Here is a 15,818-nt window from a genome sequence, read left to right as displayed (position 1 = left end):
TTTCCCTCCGGTACTCTTTATGCTACTTACATTATAGCAAAAAGCAGGCCCTCATAAAAGAACCTGCTGTTATCTCTACGCTGAAACTTCCAATGCCCTATTCGATTTTCAAGACATAGGTATGCTCTTTGTAAAGCTCATCAATCTCAAAATGCTCTAAATCTTCTTTCCTTGAGACAATATAATGCCCTTCTCTTTGATAATAGCCTAAAGAATTTCCTGACTTGTCTGTCAGGCAGATTGTCTGCTGCTTAGTATCAACACTGAAAGAAAACGGTGTTTGATCTTTGGGGCGCCCGACCACTAAATAATCTTGACAAATCAGCTTGCCGCCCCACTTCTGATAGAGGTGATTTGCCTGCTCTCCGTCTCTGGTAAAGATGATCAAGGCCTCAACTTTCTTTTCATGCAGCTGCTCCCAAGCAGTTTGAAAGAGTTGACTGGCTATCCCTTGATTCTGAAAATCAGGATGGACAGCCAGATTAGCGAAATAAGCTATCTTTTTTCCTGGATAATATGGATAAGAATGACTTGCTTCTTCGGTGTAAATCCCAATATCTAGAAGCCCCACAACCTGATCATCTTCCACTGCTATGAGCTCAACCGAATCTTGGTAAGGTTCTTCAGTAAACTCATCCTTGCTGCGGCTCATATCATCAAAGAAAGGCGAAAAGAGATAACTCAAAGCCTTTGTATAAACCCAACTTTTCTCATAAGTCGAGTCATAGGTTTGTATTTTCATTTCTGGCCTCTTACTTAAAGATTACAATCGTCGCACCGCTACCACCGGCATTTTGCGGAGCATAGCCAAAGGACTTGACGTGCTTGTTGCGGCGGAGGTATTTAGTCACTCCTTCACGGATGACACCGGTCCCGATACCGTGGATAATATCCACCTGAGCCATGTTATTGAGGAGGGCCTGATCGATAAATTCATCTAGCTCTTTCATAGCTTCTTCATAACGCTTACCTCGTAAATCCAGTCTAGCTCTTGGTCCAGCAGTATTAGCTCGCTTGACCACATTGACCTGCTTGCGCTTAGGTTGCTGTTCCTTTTCAGCCTTGAGGAGATTAAATTCCTGCTCCTCTAGAGTCATCTTGATGAGACCTACCTGAGCTTCCCAGCGGCCATCTTTGAGCTGCTTGACCAAGGTTCCCCGCTGACCATAGCTGGTGACTAGGATATCATCTCCCACCTTGGGCGCCCGATTTTTCTTGGCCTGTTTGAGTACCTTATTCTTTGATAAATCAACTGTTTCTGGTGCCAACTTTTTGAGTTGAGCCTTGGCTTCAATAATCTCATGCGGTTTGAGACTGGACTTAGCATGAAGATTTTTAAGAATGCTCTCACTCTCTGACAAGGCCAAATCAACGATTTCCTGAGCTTCCAATCGTGCCTTATTGAGTTCGGTTTCTTTTTCTCGGTTAAACTCATTGTAAAGTTTTTTGAGGGCTCGATTAAATTTGAGATTTTCCTGCTCCACCTCGCGGATATTATCCAAGCGCTTGCGACTTTCCAGCGTCTGCTCTTCCAAGCGCTCAATAATCCGATTGACATCGCTGTCTGTGTTGGTCTGCTCTTGGGCATGGCTAACGATAACCTCCGACAAGCCTAACCGGCGAGCAATTTCAAAGGCATTGGAGCGGCCAGGCACTCCCTGCATAAAGCGATAAGTCGGTCGCAAACTATCAGTATCAAATTCCATGCTAGCATTTTCCACCCAGTCCGTCTCAATCCCATAGGCTTTGAGCTCAGGATAGTGGGTCGTCGCCATGGTTTTAATCTGCCTTAGCCGCAAATCTTCCAAGATAGCAATAGCCAGAGCTGCACCCTCCTGCGGGTCAGTCCCAGCTCCCAGCTCATCTAGCAGAACCAGACTCTCGCTATTAACTTGCTCCAAAATAGAGACGATATTGGTCATGTGACTGGAGAAAGTCGACAGGCTCTGCTCAATGGACTGCTCATCCCCAATGTCTGCAAAAATCTGACTGAAAATCCCGACGCGACTCCCCTTGTCCGCCAAAATTGGCAGACCTGATTGGGCCATGATCTGAGCCAGACCCAAGGTCTTCAACATGATGGTCTTACCACCAGTATTTGGTCCAGTAATGACAATCTCTGTCAAATCAGGTCCGAAATGCAGGTCATTAGCTACTGCATTTTCAATCAGGGGATGACGAACCTGTAGTAACTGAATGGCTTGTGTATCGGATATGGCTGGTACTACCGCTCCTCGTTCTCGCATAAAGGCTAACTTGGCCATCACCAAGTCAAGATGGCCGATGATCCAAGCATTGTTGGCGATTTCAGCTGCATGAGGGCGAATCATAGCAGATAGTTCTTGCAAAATTCGCAAGAGTTCGTAGCGCTCGTCCGCCTTGTAGTTGGAAATTTCCTCATTGAGATTGACCACTGCCCTTGGCTCGATATAAATTGTCGTTCCACTGGCAGAAATGTCATGCACCACTCCTGGAATCCGATTCCGATAGGTGTTTTTAACCGGCAGCACATTGCGACCATTCCGGCTGGCTACCACCTGGTCTGCTAGCATATCTCCCTTGTTCTTGAGAATTTCTTGCAAGAGATCTCGTACCTTGCTTTCATTCTCTTGGATCTTGCGACGAATTCTCCCCAGTTCTTCACTAGCAAAACTTTCAATAAAGCCCCCGTCGTTGACAGCTAACAGGCTCTCTTGAATAGCAGGGAAATCGACTAGATTTTCAAAAACACGGTTCAATTCTTGAAGTCGAACATTTTCTAAATCATTATAAAAAGTAACCAAGTCATGCGAAACGCGCAAAACCTTTTTTAAAACAAGCAATTCCTCGATATTCAGATCACCATCAAGCTCCAAACGCTTGCTAATAGCAGTGATATCCTTGGTTGCTGCCAAATGAAAATGCGGATCTTCTACTAAAATCTGCTCCATATCTGCAACTTCTAAAAAGGCTCTCTCAATTGCCTCTTTTTTTGTGGTCGGCTGTAAAACTTGTAATTCCAACTTTCCCTGCTCCGTTTGCAAAAAGCCTTGGAACAAGTCTTTTATTTTATTAAATTCTAAGGTTTCTAATATTTTTGTATTCATGATCTTATCTTTTTCTAGTGAAAAAGAACCCAGCTAGTAGGCCAACTGAGTCCTTTTATCCAATCATCTTGGTAACCCAAAAATACTTCAGGAGGCTAGATGTGATTGGGGTATGGTTAATAATAAAGCTTGCTAAACCACTGTGATTTAAGCGATCTTGAATAAAAGCTAGTGGTACAGTAGCGAAAATCGTTAGGAACATTTCAATGGCAAATAAGGAAATGAGAACAGCAATTACACCGCTTGCAACATTATACCAACGAGAATCCGTATTCCCTTTAGGTACTAAATGGATAAAAATCCCGATGAAGCGACCAATCGCATAAACAAAGGTGTAAATGATGAAAAAAGCTAGGCCAGCGTAGAAGACTTTATCTAAATGAAAGAGCTGATTGTTAGGAAAATAATACGTTGTAGCTCCTTCTATCGCACTTGAATAAGGGACCCACAAACTTAAAAAGCGGGCTAAACCTTGGTAAGATTGACTAGCGATAAAAAAGGCTACAATAGCTGATAGTAAATAATAAGCCTGAAGAACAATCCCTCTAGAGTAGCCAATATAGAAACTCCATGCCAAAATCAGTAAAATTAGTAGTGAAATAATCATAAAGGCCCCTCTGTTTGTAAAGATTTTTCTTTTATTTCAGTTAGGGCTTTTCGACGCAAGCTTTCTAATTCTCTTTCCTTGTCATCAAATTCAATTTCACGATTTAACTGAGTTGACAGACTATTAATAGCAAGCAAAATAGCCAAGGTTTCATCATCCGCTTGGGGCATTCTTTCCTTGATTGCTTGGTATTTTTCTGTCGCGACCTTTTCGACTTCCTCCATAAACAGATTATCAAACCCTGTTGTTAAAGTCATGGTCTTCTTTCCAAAAGTAAACTTATATCGATTCAAATTTGCCATAAAATCACCTCGTTATATTATACCAAATATCAAGCTTTTTGTCAGGTCGGGGCTTACCCCTCTATCCTGCTTTTCTAAAATATGCTTGAAGATAAAAAGTCCGTCAATCTTTTTTTCAACTTTACTCTTTTTTATGTTAAAATAGAAGGCATGGGACAATTCACCTTAACACCGAGTGAGCGGGAGATTCAAGCATTTCTTAAGCAATATAAAAAATATCTCAGCTCTAGTAAAAATCCTTATATCCGTTATTTTTTCCGTTTGGAGCAAGCAACAGCCAGCGTCTATACTTCTGGTAAATTACTCCTTCAGGGAGAAGAGGCAGATAAATATGCTCTTTTTTTCAAAGAGACAGCAGATCTCACTCAACCTCCTCAGAAAATCACCTACCAAGCTATGATAGGAACGGATGAGGTTGGTAATGGTTCCTATTTTGGTGGTTTAGCTGTTGTGGCTTCATTTGTCACTAAAGAACAGGAGGATTTCCTCAGAAAATTAGGAGTTGGAGATTCTAAAACCCTGACGGATCAAAAAATTCGCCAGTTAGCCCCTATCTTAAAAGAAAAAATTAACCACCAAGCCCTGCTCTTGTCACCCAAGAAGTACAACCAAGTCATCGCTTCGGGTTACAATGCTGTCTCAGTCAAGGTTGCTCTTCACAATCAAGCCATCTATCTCTTGCTAGAAAAAGGAATAAAACCTGATCAAATCGTAATTGATGCCTTCACTAGCAGCACCAATTACCAGCGTTATGTCAAGCAAGAGCGAAATCAGGTTGGTCAGGCGATTCATTTAGAAGAAAAAGCTGAAGGAAAATACTTAGCTGTGGCTGTCAGTTCCATTATAGCCCGCGACCTTTTCTTGGAGAATCTAGAGATTCTGAGCCAGGAATTAGGCTACCAATTACCAAGCGGAGCAGGAGCTAAAAGTGATCAAGTGGCCAGTCAGATTTTGAAGGCTTATGGTATGGCCGGTCTTGAAACAAGTGCTAAACTACATTTTAAAAATACTCAAAAAGCAAAACAATTACTAGAAAGGTAAGTTATGTCTGGTTTTAGAAAATTTATGAAAGAATGGGGATTTTTCATCCTCTTCATGGCTACTTTGCTCCTCTCCCGCCTCTTCCTCTGGTCCCCATTTTTGGTAAGTGGCCACTCAATGGACCCGACCCTTGCAGATGGAGAGTATCTACTCGAAGTCCGCTATCTACCCATCGACCGTTTTGATATCGTTGTTGCTAAAGAAACCGATGAAAATGGGAACGAGAAACGGATTGTCAAACGAGTGATTGGTATGCCTGGTGATACCATCAAATATGAAAACGACCAACTCTATATCAATGGTAAGAAAACTGATGAGCCTTACTTAAAGGAATACGTTTCTAAATTTAAAAAAGACAAATTACAGTCGACTTATTCTTACCGAAAGATGTTCCAGCAAATCGCTGAACAAGCCAACTCTTTCACTCAGGACTCTCTAGGTAACTCAACATTCACTGTCGAAGTTCCTAAGGGACACTATTTCCTTCTAGGAGACGACCGACTCGTATCACGAGATAGCCGGGAAGTTGGAAACTTCAAGGCCAGTCAAATTGAAGGAGAAGCGAAATTACGCTTCTGGCCACTCAATAAGATTGGTATCTTCTAAGCACCATTTGTTAAACAAATAAGAAGCAAGAAATAAAAAAGGCAGGACAGCAGATTTCATTGGCTTGTCTGCCTTTTTTTCTAGGATGAGATATATGGAATTCTATTTTTCAGGAACCGTCGAACGCATTATATTTGAAAATCCCAACAATTTCTTTCGAATTTTGTTACTGGATATCGAGGACACAGATGCAGAATTTGATGATTTTGAGATTATCGTGACCGGAACCATGGCCGATATCATGGAAGGACAAGATTACACTTTTTGGGGAACTCTTGTCCAGCATCCCAAATACGGGGAACAGCTAAAAGTAACTCGCTACGAAAGAGCAAAGCCAACTAGTAAGGGCCTGGTCAAGTATTTTGCTAGCGATCATTTTAAAGGGATCGGTGTTAAGACCGCCCAAAAGATAGTAGACCTCTATGGCGATAATACGATTGATCAGATCTTGGCCGATCCTGGCCGGCTCGTAACTATTAATGGCCTTTCTTCAGCCAATCGGGAAGCCTTCGTCAGCAAACTGAGACAAAATTACGGCACAGAGATGTTGCTCTCTAAACTCGCTGAATATGGCATTCCTAATAAATTAGCCTTGCAGATTCAAGATACCTATAAAGAAGAAACGCTGGAAATTGTCCAAAAATATCCTTATCAACTGGTTGAAGACATTCAAGGTATTGGTTTCAAAATAGCTGACCAGTTGGCCCAGCAACTTGGTATTGAAAGCGATGCTCCAGAGCGTTTCCGGGCTGGTCTTGTTCATACCCTTTTCAGCCAATCTATGGAGACAGGTGATACTTATATAGAAGCACGTGACTTGCTATCCCACACCATTGATTTGCTGGAGAATGCCCGTCAGGTTGAACTTGATCCTTCCTTGGTAGCGGATGAATTGGCCCACCTTATCGAAGAAGATAAGATCCAAAACGTTGAGACAAAAATCTTTGAAAACAGTCTTTATTTCGCCGAGGAAGGTATCCGTAGCAATCTGATTCGGATTCTAGAAAAAGGCAAACAAGAAACCTTTGATGCCCCAAAACTCGAAAGTATCATCGAACAAGTCGAGCAAGATTTAGGAATCTGCTATGACCATATTCAAAAGAAGGCCATCTGCGATGCCATTAATCATAAGGTGTTTATTCTGACGGGTGGGCCAGGAACTGGTAAAACAACTGTTATCAACGGCATCATTGCTACTTATGCTGCTCTTCACAAACTAGATTTAGCTAAGAAACAGGAATTACCTATTCTGCTTGCTGCTCCGACTGGACGAGCTGCCCGACGAATGAATGAATTGACTGGACTGCCCAGCGCTACTATTCACCGGCATTTGGGCATGACTGGAGATGACGATACCAGTCATTTAGATGACTATTTGGATGCTGATTTCATCATTGTAGACGAGTTCTCTATGGTCGATACTTGGCTGGCCAATCAACTGCTCAGCAATATTTCTTCCAACAGTAAAATCCTCATTGTGGGGGATGCTGACCAGCTTCCGTCTGTCAGTCCCGGTCAGGTTCTGGCCGATCTTTTAAAAATACCTCTCCTACCTCAAACTAAACTAACAAAAATCTACCGGCAAGGAGAAGATTCAACAATCGTTACCCTGGCCAGTCAAATCCAGCAAGGACTTCTGCCGGCTGATTTTACTGAAAAAAAGGCAGATCGATCCTATTTTGAAGCAACTAGTGAATATATCCCTGATATGATTAAGAAAATCGTAGCCGCTGCCATTCGTAGTGGCATCCCTGCCCAGGACGTCCAAGTCCTGGCTCCTATGTACCGAGGACCCGCAGGAATCGACCAGATCAACCAACTCATGCAAGATTTAATAAATCCATCAGAAAAAGACCAACTGGTCTTTGAAGCGCCAGACTGCCAATACCGGCAAGGGGACAAGGTCATTCATCTGGTCAACGATGCTGAAAGCAATGTCTTTAACGGCGATCTGGGCTATATCACCGACCTCTTGCCTGGCAAATACACCGACTCTAAGCAAGATGAACTTACCATCAACTTCGATGGAAATGAAATCGTCTATCAACGTAGCGAGTGGTACAAGATCCGCCTAGCCTATGCCATGAGTATCCACAAATCTCAGGGCAGCGAGTTTCCCGTGGTCATCCTACCTATCACCCGTAGTAGCCACCGCATGCTCCAGCGCAATCTGGTCTACACAGCCATTACCCGGGCCAAGAGCAAGCTGATCCTGCTTGGGGAAAAAGCAGCCTTTGACTATGCTGCAAAAAACACCGGTACCGCCCGCAAAACCTATCTGGTCGAGCGTTTTGCTGACCTAGAAGCCCCACAGGAACTTAGCTACACTCCTGTGGATAGGTTGGAAAAAGCTGTGGAAAACTATGTCTTGACAGAAGAAAATTTCCTGAAAATTGACCCCCTAATCGGCCTGACCGAGGAAGATATCCACAGTATATTCAGCACATAAATAAAAAGGCTGGGACAGAATTAAATTTTTTAGTTCTGTCCTATCGCCTTTTTTTATGTCTTATTTTTCCGGCTAAAGAGCTGCAGGAGCTCGTCAGTAAAGATATCCAGACCGACCGAGGTCATCATAAACTGCAGAAAATGGAAACGTTCTGGCAGTTTTTCGGGCTCACTTTCAAAAGCGGTCCCATGCATCCAGAAGTTCACCAGCAGCAGAAAAACTTCTGCAGCCTCTTCCGGATACTGGGTCTGAAGGGAGCCATCTGCCATCCCTTTTTTGATAATGTCACTGACCACAGGGGCGCCTATCCGCAGATTGTCCCGCATCATGGTCAAAATAAAGCCCGCGTCCTTCTCATACTCACCCACAATGCCGTCCGTAGCCCGGGCTGTCTGACTTTCCAGATTAGACTTGAGGATGGTCTGCAGCTGCTCTCTGCCAGTCAGATTTTCCGTAGCCTTGAGCCACTGCTTCATCTCTTCTTCCATCAACTCCTGCCGGCTCCTCATCACCGCCACGACAATCTCATTTTTTGACTTGAAATGATGGTAGATAGCCCCCTTGGAGATGCCCGCCGTCTGGGCGATGTCCTGCATACTGGTCTTTTCGGACCCCTTTTGGATAAAGAGCTGGGTTGCTGTATTTAAAATTTTTTCTCTCATGGCCTGGGATTTGTCTTTTCGCTGCGCCATTCTGTTCCCCTTTGTTTCTAATATAGCTTTATTCTACCAAAAAAGCCGGAGAAATACAAAATCATAAAAATATCTTTAAGCCTTGTCTTGCTGATCCCTTTGATACCAAAGATAGATACTGTAAGCCGCCATCAAGATATAGCCTAGGAAAAAGAGGGGATTTTCCGTTCCCTTGCCTACAAAGATGGCTTCGCCAATAGTATTAATGAGCCCATGAAAGAGGACACAATAGAGGACAGACTGACTGACCTTGTAAAGAGCTGCCAGCCAGAAACGGCTGAGCAGGCAACCGGCTGTAAAGAGCAGAAGAGAGGTCCCCGCCTGACTGGTGCCGGGCATAAAGAAGAGGGGCAGATGCCAGACAGCCCAGATTAACCCAGTTGCTACAGTTGCCAAAGGGAAGGGCAGGATCTTCTCCAGACTTGGCTGCAGGAAGCCCTGCCAGCCAATCTCTTCATTGCCGCCTATCAGAAAAGTCGTCATGAGAAAAAGCAGAGCAATCCTGAGGGGGCTAAAACCAGGCAGGAGCGGGCTCCAAAAGACTATGGAAAGGGTATAAAGAATTGTCAAAATCAAGAGATGGACCCAAGTCCTTTTTCGGGCCAATCCGATAGAAGCCAAGAGCTCCTTGAACGATTTTCCTAAGACCAGTTTGGCTCCAATGGCCGGGCCAAAAACACCAGCGATGGTTAGGAGCTGGGAAATAATAGGAATCCTCAGGAAAGCCGAAGCCAGCCAGGCAGACCAGCTGATACCAAAGGTCCAGGCCAGAAAGGGCAGGATATGCCTTGTCTCTGGCTCTACATGTGTTTGTGTGTTCATATGATTACTCCTTTTTCTTTGACAGAAGAGCGATTGCCAAGATTTTTAGCTTGCATCTTTCTGAACTCCTTTCCGATTGCCCTTCCAATACCACCAGCCGACCAGCAGGGCGGTCATGACCAGATTAGCAACCTGGAAGCTGAGATACCTTCCGCCATTTGTAGCACTGCCGACAATCGTCGCCTGAGCAAAGTTAATGCAGCCGTGAAAGACCATGCAGGCAAAGACAGAGGCCGTCTGCTTGTAGAGAGCCGCCTGACAGAAACAGAGCAAGATACCAAAGGAGAGATAGAAGGGCAAAGAAATCTGACTTTGACTCGTTCCCGGAATCAGCCAGAGGGGCAGATGCCAGGCCACCCAGACCAGAGCCGTGATGACAGTTGCCAGAGGGAAGGAGAATTTTTTCTCCAGAGCCGGCTGCAGGAGGCCCCTCCAGCCCAGCTCTTCGTTCCCGCCTCCAGCAAACGTGACAAAGGTCCAGCCCAAAGGAAACATCAGAACGGCATTGAGCGGCGGTAATACAGGATTGGCGATAAAAAGGGTCAAAACCCGAACCAGACAGAAGGCCAGCATATAAATCCACCAGCCCTTAGCATGAGAAAAGATAAAGTCCAGCATCTTCTTTGGATGAGAAATTTTGAGGCTGATAAAAGTTCCCAAGGCCGGTCCGAAGCCCCCGATGAAATTGAGAGCAAGGCCCAAAGGCTCAGCCCCGCTGGTCAGCTTCAGGGCGGTTAAAATATACTGAAGCAGCCAGGCTCCCCAGGTAATGCCAAAAGTCCAGGCCAGAAAGGGCAGGATATGCCTTGTCTCTGGCTCTACATGTGTTTGTTTGTTCATACGATAACTCCTTATCAAATGTAGAATAGTGAAAAGTCATCCGAAAACTGGACAAAGGCATCCTTTACTCTCAGTCTTTCAAATGATTGCCTGTTTTGAAACGCAGATTTTTTAAATCCGACCATTCGGTTTGTTTTGTTATAAAAAATAAAGACCTGCGCCAAATAGAAAACGTAGTCTTTTAGTCCTTGCCTAAAATAAAAAGCAAAGATAGACTAAATAATGCTAAAAGTTATGTCAGCACCGTTTAGCTACTGCCTGCTGCTTTTAGTTTCTAAGTTGTCCTGACTCTGATGCTTAAAACAGGTCATCTCTCTGCTACTTGCTCCTTTCTTTATTTTGCAATCGCCGGATATGCCAGAGATTGGAGGCAAGGCTCAGACCGCCTACTGCCATAATACCCAGTCCTCGCCATGGGCTAAAGACAGAAGTCAGCAAGCCACCAGCAAGGACAGCATATCCAGCTTTGACTCCCCACTTAGAATAGCGTATGCCATTCTCACCCTGTGACATCTTTTTCAGCTTTTCTGCATGCTGCTGCAAAAACTCTTTCTGACCTTCCAGCTGCCGATCCATCTCCTGATTCAACTTGAGGATGTGCTCGCTTGTTTTTTCTACTACAGATTTCTTCATTTCTGCTCCTTTCTTTTTAAAAACCGACCAGGCGGTTTTTTATTTTATAGACTCAGTATAACAGACACAGAAAACTTTGTCCAGTATTTTTTCAAAAAAGATTATTTTTAGTTAATGAAAATTATCAGCCAACTTAGAAACTCGTCACAAGCAACTCTCTCATGCTAAAAACTATATCTAAAAAAGCCCGGTAACGAACCAAGCCTTTATCTTTATTCAAACCCCGTCACTGTCAGCCCTAGCAGACGAATACCTCGTGGTTGTTCTTCCAAGCTATCGTAAATCTCATGAGCCGTTCGCTCGATTTGCTCCTTGTCTTGAGTAGCTAGATTCAAACTTTTCCTTTTAGTCAAGGTGGAGAAATCGGCATAACGGATTTTCAGAACGATGGTTCGTCCTTTCTTATCATGCTTAGTCAGGCTATTTTCTACCTTCTGTGTCAGCAGGGTCAGCTCTTTCTTGATATCCTCCTCACTATAGAGCAGTTTGGCATAGGTCCGCTCCTTCCCAATCGACTTACGGATGCGATTGGACTTGACTGGACTATTACTGATGCCACGCGCTTTACGATAGAGATCAAAACCAAAGCGGCCAAACTTATCAATCAAGGTCATTTCTGGTATCTTGAGCAGATCTCCACCAGTATAAACTCCCATTTCATGTAGTTTCTCAACACTCTTCTTACCAACCCCATGAAACTTAGCAATATCCATTGGCGCTAGAAAGGCCTCTGCTTCCTCAGGCAGAATAACAGTCAGACCATGAGGCTTCTCATAGTCACTGGCAATCTTGGCCAGAAACTTATTATAAGAAACGCCTGCCGAAGCCGTCAGTTGCAGCTCATTCCAGATATCGTGCTGAATCAACTTGGCTATTTTGACTGCGGATTTAATCCCCAGCTTGTTTTCCGTTACATCCAGATAAGCCTCGTCGATACTCATTGGCTCAATCAAGTCCGTATAGCGTTTGAAAATCTCTCGGATCTGCAAGCCGACCGCCTGATATTTTTCGTAATTCCCAGAGATAAAAATCCCCTGCGGGCAACGCTCATAGGCTTCCTTGGAGCTCATAGCCGAATGAACTCCGAACTTTCTGGCCTCATAATTACAGGTGGAGACGACACCACGACCGCCAGTCAAGCGTGGGTCGCTGCCGATGATGACCGGATGCCCCTTGAGCTTAGGATTATCCCTGACTTCGACAGCAGCAAAAAAGGCATCCATGTCAATATGGATGATTTTTCTTGATGTGTCGTTAATTAAGGGGAATATCAACATTCTGGTCGCCTCTTATTCTTGTCTTCCAATTCTAGTATAACCTTTTTCTCATTTTTGCCCAACTATTTGCTAAGAAATTTCTCTCATCCGTCTATATAGTACACTTTTCGGATTTTCAGACAACTGTATTATAAAAGAAAAGGCTTACAAATCCCGAAAACACTTTGTGTAAACGATTACTATGTGTTATACTTTAACTATACAAATGTAACAGATACTTGTTACTAGAAAGAAAAAGAGGAATTTAACATGGTTGTTAAAACTGTTGTCGAAGCACAAGATATTTTTGACAAGGCTTGGGAAGGCTTCAAAGGTGAAGATTGGAAAGAAAAAGCAAGTATTTCACGCTTTGTTCAAGCTAACTACACTCCTTACGATGGAGATGAAAGCTTCTTAGCAGGTCCAACTGAACGCTCTCTTCATATTAAAAAGATTATTGAAGAAACAAAGGCTCACTATGAAGCAACTCGTTTCCCAATGGACACTCGCCCAGCATCTATTGCAGGTATCCCAGCTGGCTACATCGACAAAGATAACGAGCTAATCTATGGTATCCAAAACGACGAACTCTTCAAATTGAACTTCATGCCAAAAGGTGGTATCCGTATGGCTGAAACAACTTTGAAGGAAAATGGTTATGAGCCAGATCCAGCTGTTCACGAAATCTTTACTAAGTACGTGACAACAGTTAACGATGGTATCTTCCGTGCTTACACTTCAAACATTCGTCGTGCTCGCCACGCTCACACAGTTACTGGTCTTCCAGATGCTTACTCTCGTGGACGTATCATCGGGGTTTATGCCCGTCTTGCTCTTTACGGTGCTGACTACTTGATGGCTGAAAAAGTAAACGACTGGAATGCTTTGACAGAAATCGATGAAGAAACTATTCGCCTTCGCGAAGAAGTCAACATGCAATACCAAGCACTTGCTGAAGTTGTTAAATTAGGTGACCTTTACGGAGTTGATGTTCGTCGTCCTGCCTTCGATACTAAAGAAGCTATCCAATGGACAAACATTGCCTTCATGGCAGTCTGTCGTGTCATCAACGGTGCTGCAACTTCTCTTGGACGTGTGCCAATCGTTCTTGATGTCTTTGCAGAACGCGACCTTGCTCGTGGTACTTACACTGAAAGCGAAATCCAAGAATTTATCGATGACTTCGTTTTGAAACTTCGTACTGTTAAATTTGCTCGTACAAAAGCTTACGACCAACTTTATTCTGGTGACCCAACCTTCATCACAACTTCTATGGCAGGTATGGGTAACGATGGTCGTCACCGTGTTACTAAGATGGACTACCGTTTCTTGAACACTCTTGACAACATCGGTAACTCTCCAGAGCCAAATTTGACAGTTCTTTGGACTGACAAATTACCTTACAACTTCCGTCGCTACTGTATGCATATGAGCCACAAACACTCTTCAATCCAATACGAAGGTGTGACAACAATGGCGAAAGATGGATATGGCGAAATGAGCTGTATTTCATGTTGTGTATCTCCACTTGACCCAGAAAATGAAGAACAACGCCACAACATCCAGTACTTCGGTGCTCGTGTAAACGTTCTGAAAGCTCTTCTTACTGGTCTCAACGGTGGTTACGACGACGTGCATAAAGACTACAAAGTATTTGACATCGATCCTATCCGTGACGAAGTTCTTGAATTCGAATCAGTTAAAGCAAACTTTGAAAAATCACTTGACTGGTTGACTGACACTTACGTAGATGCTTTGAACATCATCCACTACATGACTGATAAGTATAACTACGAAGCTGTTCAAATGGCCTTCTTGCCTACTCACCAACGTGCGAACATGGGATTCGGTATCTGTGGATTTGCTAACACTGTTGATACATTGTCAGCTATCAAGTACGCTACAGTTAAACCAATCCGTGACGAAAATGGATACATCTACGATTACGAAACAATCGGTGAATATCCACGTTGGGGTGAAGATGATCCTCGTTCAAATGAATTGGCTGAATGGTTGGTTGAAGCTTACACAACTCGTTTGCGTAGCCACAAACTTTACAAGAACGCTGAAGCAACAGTATCACTCTTGACAATCACATCTAACGTTGCTTACTCTAAACAAACTGGTAACTCACCAGTCCATAAAGGAGTATACCTCAACGAAGACGGTACTGTGAACTTGTCTAAACTCGAGTTCTTCTCACCAGGTGCTAACCCATCTAACAAAGCAAAAGGTGGTTGGTTGCAAAACTTGAACTCACTTGCTAGCTTGGACTTCAGTTACGCAGCTGACGGTATCTCATTGACAACTCAAGTATCACCTCGTGCGCTTGGTAAAACTCATGACGAACAAGTAGACAACTTGGTAACAATCCTTGATGGTTACTTTGAAAATGGTGGACAACACGTTAACTTGAACGTTATGGACTTGAAGGACGTTTACGACAAGATTATGTCTGGTGAAGACGTTATCGTTCGTATTTCTGGTTACTGTGTAAATACTAAGTACCTCACTCCAGAGCAAAAAACTGAATTGACTCAACGTGTATTCCACGAAGTTCTTTCAATGGATGATGCTTTGAGCTAATAAGTCATTAAATTAAACTATAAAGGAAGATTGGTTTATTTCCAGTCTTCTTTTTTGATTTTACATGGAATTTTTATGAAGAAGCTTCTGAATTTTGCTATAATAGAAGAAAGTTTAGAAACACTTGGAAAGAGATTATGGAAGAGTCAAAAGAATTTAATCTAGCTGTAGATGTCATCATGCTAGCCGGCACCCTCTTATTGCAAAGCGGATCCGAAATCTACCGAGTTGAAGATACCATGATTCGGATCGCTCATTCGCAGGGGATTATTGATTGCAATGCTCTAGCTATGCCAGTTGCGATTTTCTTCTCAGTCGAGAATACGAATTTCTCTCGTATGAAACGTATCGTGCATTCAAATTACAATATTGAGAAGGTATGTGATGTCAACCAAGTATCCCGTCAGTTGACCAGTGGTCAGTTAACCTTGCAAGAGGCTTACGATAAACTCTTGCTGCTCAAAAACAAACGTCTGCCTTACAACAAGAAACAATTGACCATTGCAGCTACGCTCAGTGCCCCATTTTTTTCCATCATGTTTGGAGGAAATTTTTACGATGCACTTGGCGCTGCTGTGGCAACATTCTTTGGCTTTACCTTTTCACTGTACGCTGAGAAGTATGTACGAATTCCTTTTGTTACAGCCTTTGCAGGTGCCTTTGTTTTTGGTTTGTTAGCACAGGCCTGGGCCCGCTACTCTGGTTTTAACTCAACTGCAGACTTGATTATAGCAGGCTCTGTCATGCCTTTTGTCCCTGGGATTGCCCTGACTAATGCGGTCCGTGACATCATGACCAATCACATTAACTCGGGAATGAGTAAACTTTTTGAATCTCTTCTCATTACCCTAGCTCTTGGTGCGGGTACTTCCGTTGCCCTTGTATTAATGAAATAAAA

Annotated in this window: 14 protein-coding genes; 5 read left to right on the top strand and 9 right to left on the bottom strand. The window is 43.4% G+C overall.

Translation table 11 applies throughout. From position 1 onward, the window contains the following. Window positions 1-97: 97 nt before the first annotated feature. The 4 genes from PCY09_RS05255 to PCY09_RS05240 are packed head-to-tail and all read right to left on the bottom strand — an operon-like array spanning window position 98 to window position 3,995. On the bottom strand, window positions 98-742 hold the full coding sequence (locus PCY09_RS05255; RefSeq protein ID WP_125396814.1) for a GNAT family N-acetyltransferase: 645 nt from the start codon (window positions 740-742) through the stop codon (window positions 98-100). A 10-nt stretch (window positions 743-752) separates the two neighbouring features. After that, window positions 753-3,086: an endonuclease MutS2 gene (locus PCY09_RS05250; RefSeq protein WP_125396813.1), complete on the bottom strand. Its 2,334-nt coding sequence runs from the start codon at window positions 3,084-3,086 to the stop codon at window positions 753-755. Window positions 3,087-3,141: 55 nt separating this feature from the next. Further along, window positions 3,142-3,690 (bottom strand): CvpA family protein, encoded by a 549-nt coding sequence (locus PCY09_RS05245; RefSeq protein ID WP_185760612.1) that lies wholly within the window; start codon window positions 3,688-3,690, stop codon window positions 3,142-3,144. Then, a complete protein-coding gene (locus PCY09_RS05240; RefSeq protein ID WP_008808274.1) occupies window positions 3,690-3,995 on the bottom strand; it encodes a hypothetical protein in 306 nt (101 codons plus the stop codon). Before PCY09_RS05240 ends, PCY09_RS05245 begins: the two co-directional genes overlap by 1 nt. Before the next feature lie 150 nt (window positions 3,996-4,145). Between PCY09_RS05240 and rnhC the strand changes: the two genes are divergently transcribed. The 3 genes from rnhC (at window position 4,146) to PCY09_RS05225 (ending at window position 8,091) form a co-directional block, all read left to right on the top strand. After that, window positions 4,146-5,036: a ribonuclease HIII gene (gene rnhC, locus PCY09_RS05235; RefSeq protein WP_125392597.1), complete on the top strand. Its 891-nt coding sequence runs from the start codon at window positions 4,146-4,148 to the stop codon at window positions 5,034-5,036. A 3-nt stretch (window positions 5,037-5,039) separates the two neighbouring features. Further along, window positions 5,040-5,642, top strand: coding sequence for a signal peptidase I (gene lepB / locus PCY09_RS05230; RefSeq protein WP_125396811.1), 603 nt, complete (start codon window positions 5,040-5,042; stop codon window positions 5,640-5,642). A 94-nt stretch (window positions 5,643-5,736) separates the two neighbouring features. After that, entirely contained in the window at window positions 5,737-8,091 is a 2,355-nt protein-coding gene (locus PCY09_RS05225) for an ATP-dependent RecD-like DNA helicase (protein ID WP_125396810.1), read from the top strand. A gap of 53 nt (window positions 8,092-8,144) precedes the next feature. Here the strand turns inward: PCY09_RS05225 and PCY09_RS05220 are convergent, their stop codons facing one another. The 5 genes from PCY09_RS05220 to dinB form a co-directional block, all read right to left on the bottom strand. Beyond that, window positions 8,145-8,783, bottom strand: a complete 639-nt coding sequence (locus tag PCY09_RS05220) for a TetR/AcrR family transcriptional regulator (protein WP_227250307.1) — start codon at window positions 8,781-8,783, stop codon at window positions 8,145-8,147. A gap of 75 nt (window positions 8,784-8,858) precedes the next feature. After that, window positions 8,859-9,605, bottom strand: a complete 747-nt coding sequence (locus PCY09_RS05215) for a CPBP family intramembrane glutamic endopeptidase (protein WP_125396808.1) — start codon at window positions 9,603-9,605, stop codon at window positions 8,859-8,861. 45 nt (window positions 9,606-9,650) lie between these two features. Then, the gene (locus PCY09_RS05210; protein WP_061599791.1) at window positions 9,651-10,445 is read right to left on the bottom strand and encodes a CPBP family intramembrane glutamic endopeptidase; all 795 of its coding nucleotides are present in this window, start codon (window positions 10,443-10,445) and stop codon (window positions 9,651-9,653) included. Between the two features lie 318 nt (window positions 10,446-10,763). After that, window positions 10,764-11,078, bottom strand: a complete 315-nt coding sequence (locus PCY09_RS05205) for a hypothetical protein (RefSeq protein WP_061594398.1) — start codon at window positions 11,076-11,078, stop codon at window positions 10,764-10,766. A gap of 212 nt (window positions 11,079-11,290) precedes the next feature. Beyond that, the gene (gene dinB, locus PCY09_RS05200) at window positions 11,291-12,355 is read right to left on the bottom strand and encodes a DNA polymerase IV (protein WP_125396807.1); all 1,065 of its coding nucleotides are present in this window, start codon (window positions 12,353-12,355) and stop codon (window positions 11,291-11,293) included. Between the two features lie 249 nt (window positions 12,356-12,604). Here dinB and pflB point away from each other — a divergent pair, with 249 nt between their 5' ends. Continuing rightward, the gene (pflB, locus tag PCY09_RS05195) at window positions 12,605-14,920 is read left to right on the top strand and encodes a formate C-acetyltransferase (RefSeq protein WP_011999778.1); all 2,316 of its coding nucleotides are present in this window, start codon (window positions 12,605-12,607) and stop codon (window positions 14,918-14,920) included. Window positions 14,921-15,057: 137 nt separating this feature from the next. After that, window positions 15,058-15,816, top strand: a complete 759-nt coding sequence (locus PCY09_RS05190) for a threonine/serine exporter family protein (protein WP_045772738.1) — start codon at window positions 15,058-15,060, stop codon at window positions 15,814-15,816. The last annotated feature ends 2 nt before the right edge of the window (window positions 15,817-15,818 follow it).

Origin of the sequence: Streptococcus sp. SG2 (assembly GCF_030439925.1) — a bacterium.
In the GTDB taxonomy this organism is placed as follows: Bacteria; Bacillota; Bacilli; order Lactobacillales; family Streptococcaceae; genus Streptococcus; species Streptococcus gordonii.
Note: the sequence above shows the minus strand (reverse complement) of the source record. Positions and strands in the feature narration are given on the sequence as shown.

Coding starts and splice junctions, on each gene's coding strand:
- PCY09_RS05240 (WP_008808274.1), bottom strand. CDS start 3,995: ATGGCAAATTTGAATCGATATAAGTTTACTTTTGGAAAGAAGACCATG.
- PCY09_RS05250 (WP_125396813.1), bottom strand. CDS start 3,086: ATGAATACAAAAATATTAGAAACCTTAGAATTTAATAAAATAAAAGAC.
- PCY09_RS05205 (WP_061594398.1), bottom strand. CDS start 11,078: ATGAAGAAATCTGTAGTAGAAAAAACAAGCGAGCACATCCTCAAGTTG.
- rnhC (WP_125392597.1), top strand. CDS start 4,146: ATGGGACAATTCACCTTAACACCGAGTGAGCGGGAGATTCAAGCATTT.
- PCY09_RS05255 (WP_125396814.1), bottom strand. CDS start 742: ATGAAAATACAAACCTATGACTCGACTTATGAGAAAAGTTGGGTTTAT.
- PCY09_RS05210 (WP_061599791.1), bottom strand. CDS start 10,445: ATGAACAAACAAACACATGTAGAGCCAGAGACAAGGCATATCCTGCCC.
- lepB (WP_125396811.1), top strand. CDS start 5,040: ATGTCTGGTTTTAGAAAATTTATGAAAGAATGGGGATTTTTCATCCTC.
- PCY09_RS05190 (WP_045772738.1), top strand. CDS start 15,058: ATGGAAGAGTCAAAAGAATTTAATCTAGCTGTAGATGTCATCATGCTA.
- pflB (WP_011999778.1), top strand. CDS start 12,605: ATGGTTGTTAAAACTGTTGTCGAAGCACAAGATATTTTTGACAAGGCT.
- dinB (WP_125396807.1), bottom strand. CDS start 12,355: ATGTTGATATTCCCCTTAATTAACGACACATCAAGAAAAATCATCCAT.
- PCY09_RS05225 (WP_125396810.1), top strand. CDS start 5,737: ATGGAATTCTATTTTTCAGGAACCGTCGAACGCATTATATTTGAAAAT.
- PCY09_RS05215 (WP_125396808.1), bottom strand. CDS start 9,605: ATGAACACACAAACACATGTAGAGCCAGAGACAAGGCATATCCTGCCC.
- PCY09_RS05220 (WP_227250307.1), bottom strand. CDS start 8,783: ATGGCGCAGCGAAAAGACAAATCCCAGGCCATGAGAGAAAAAATTTTA.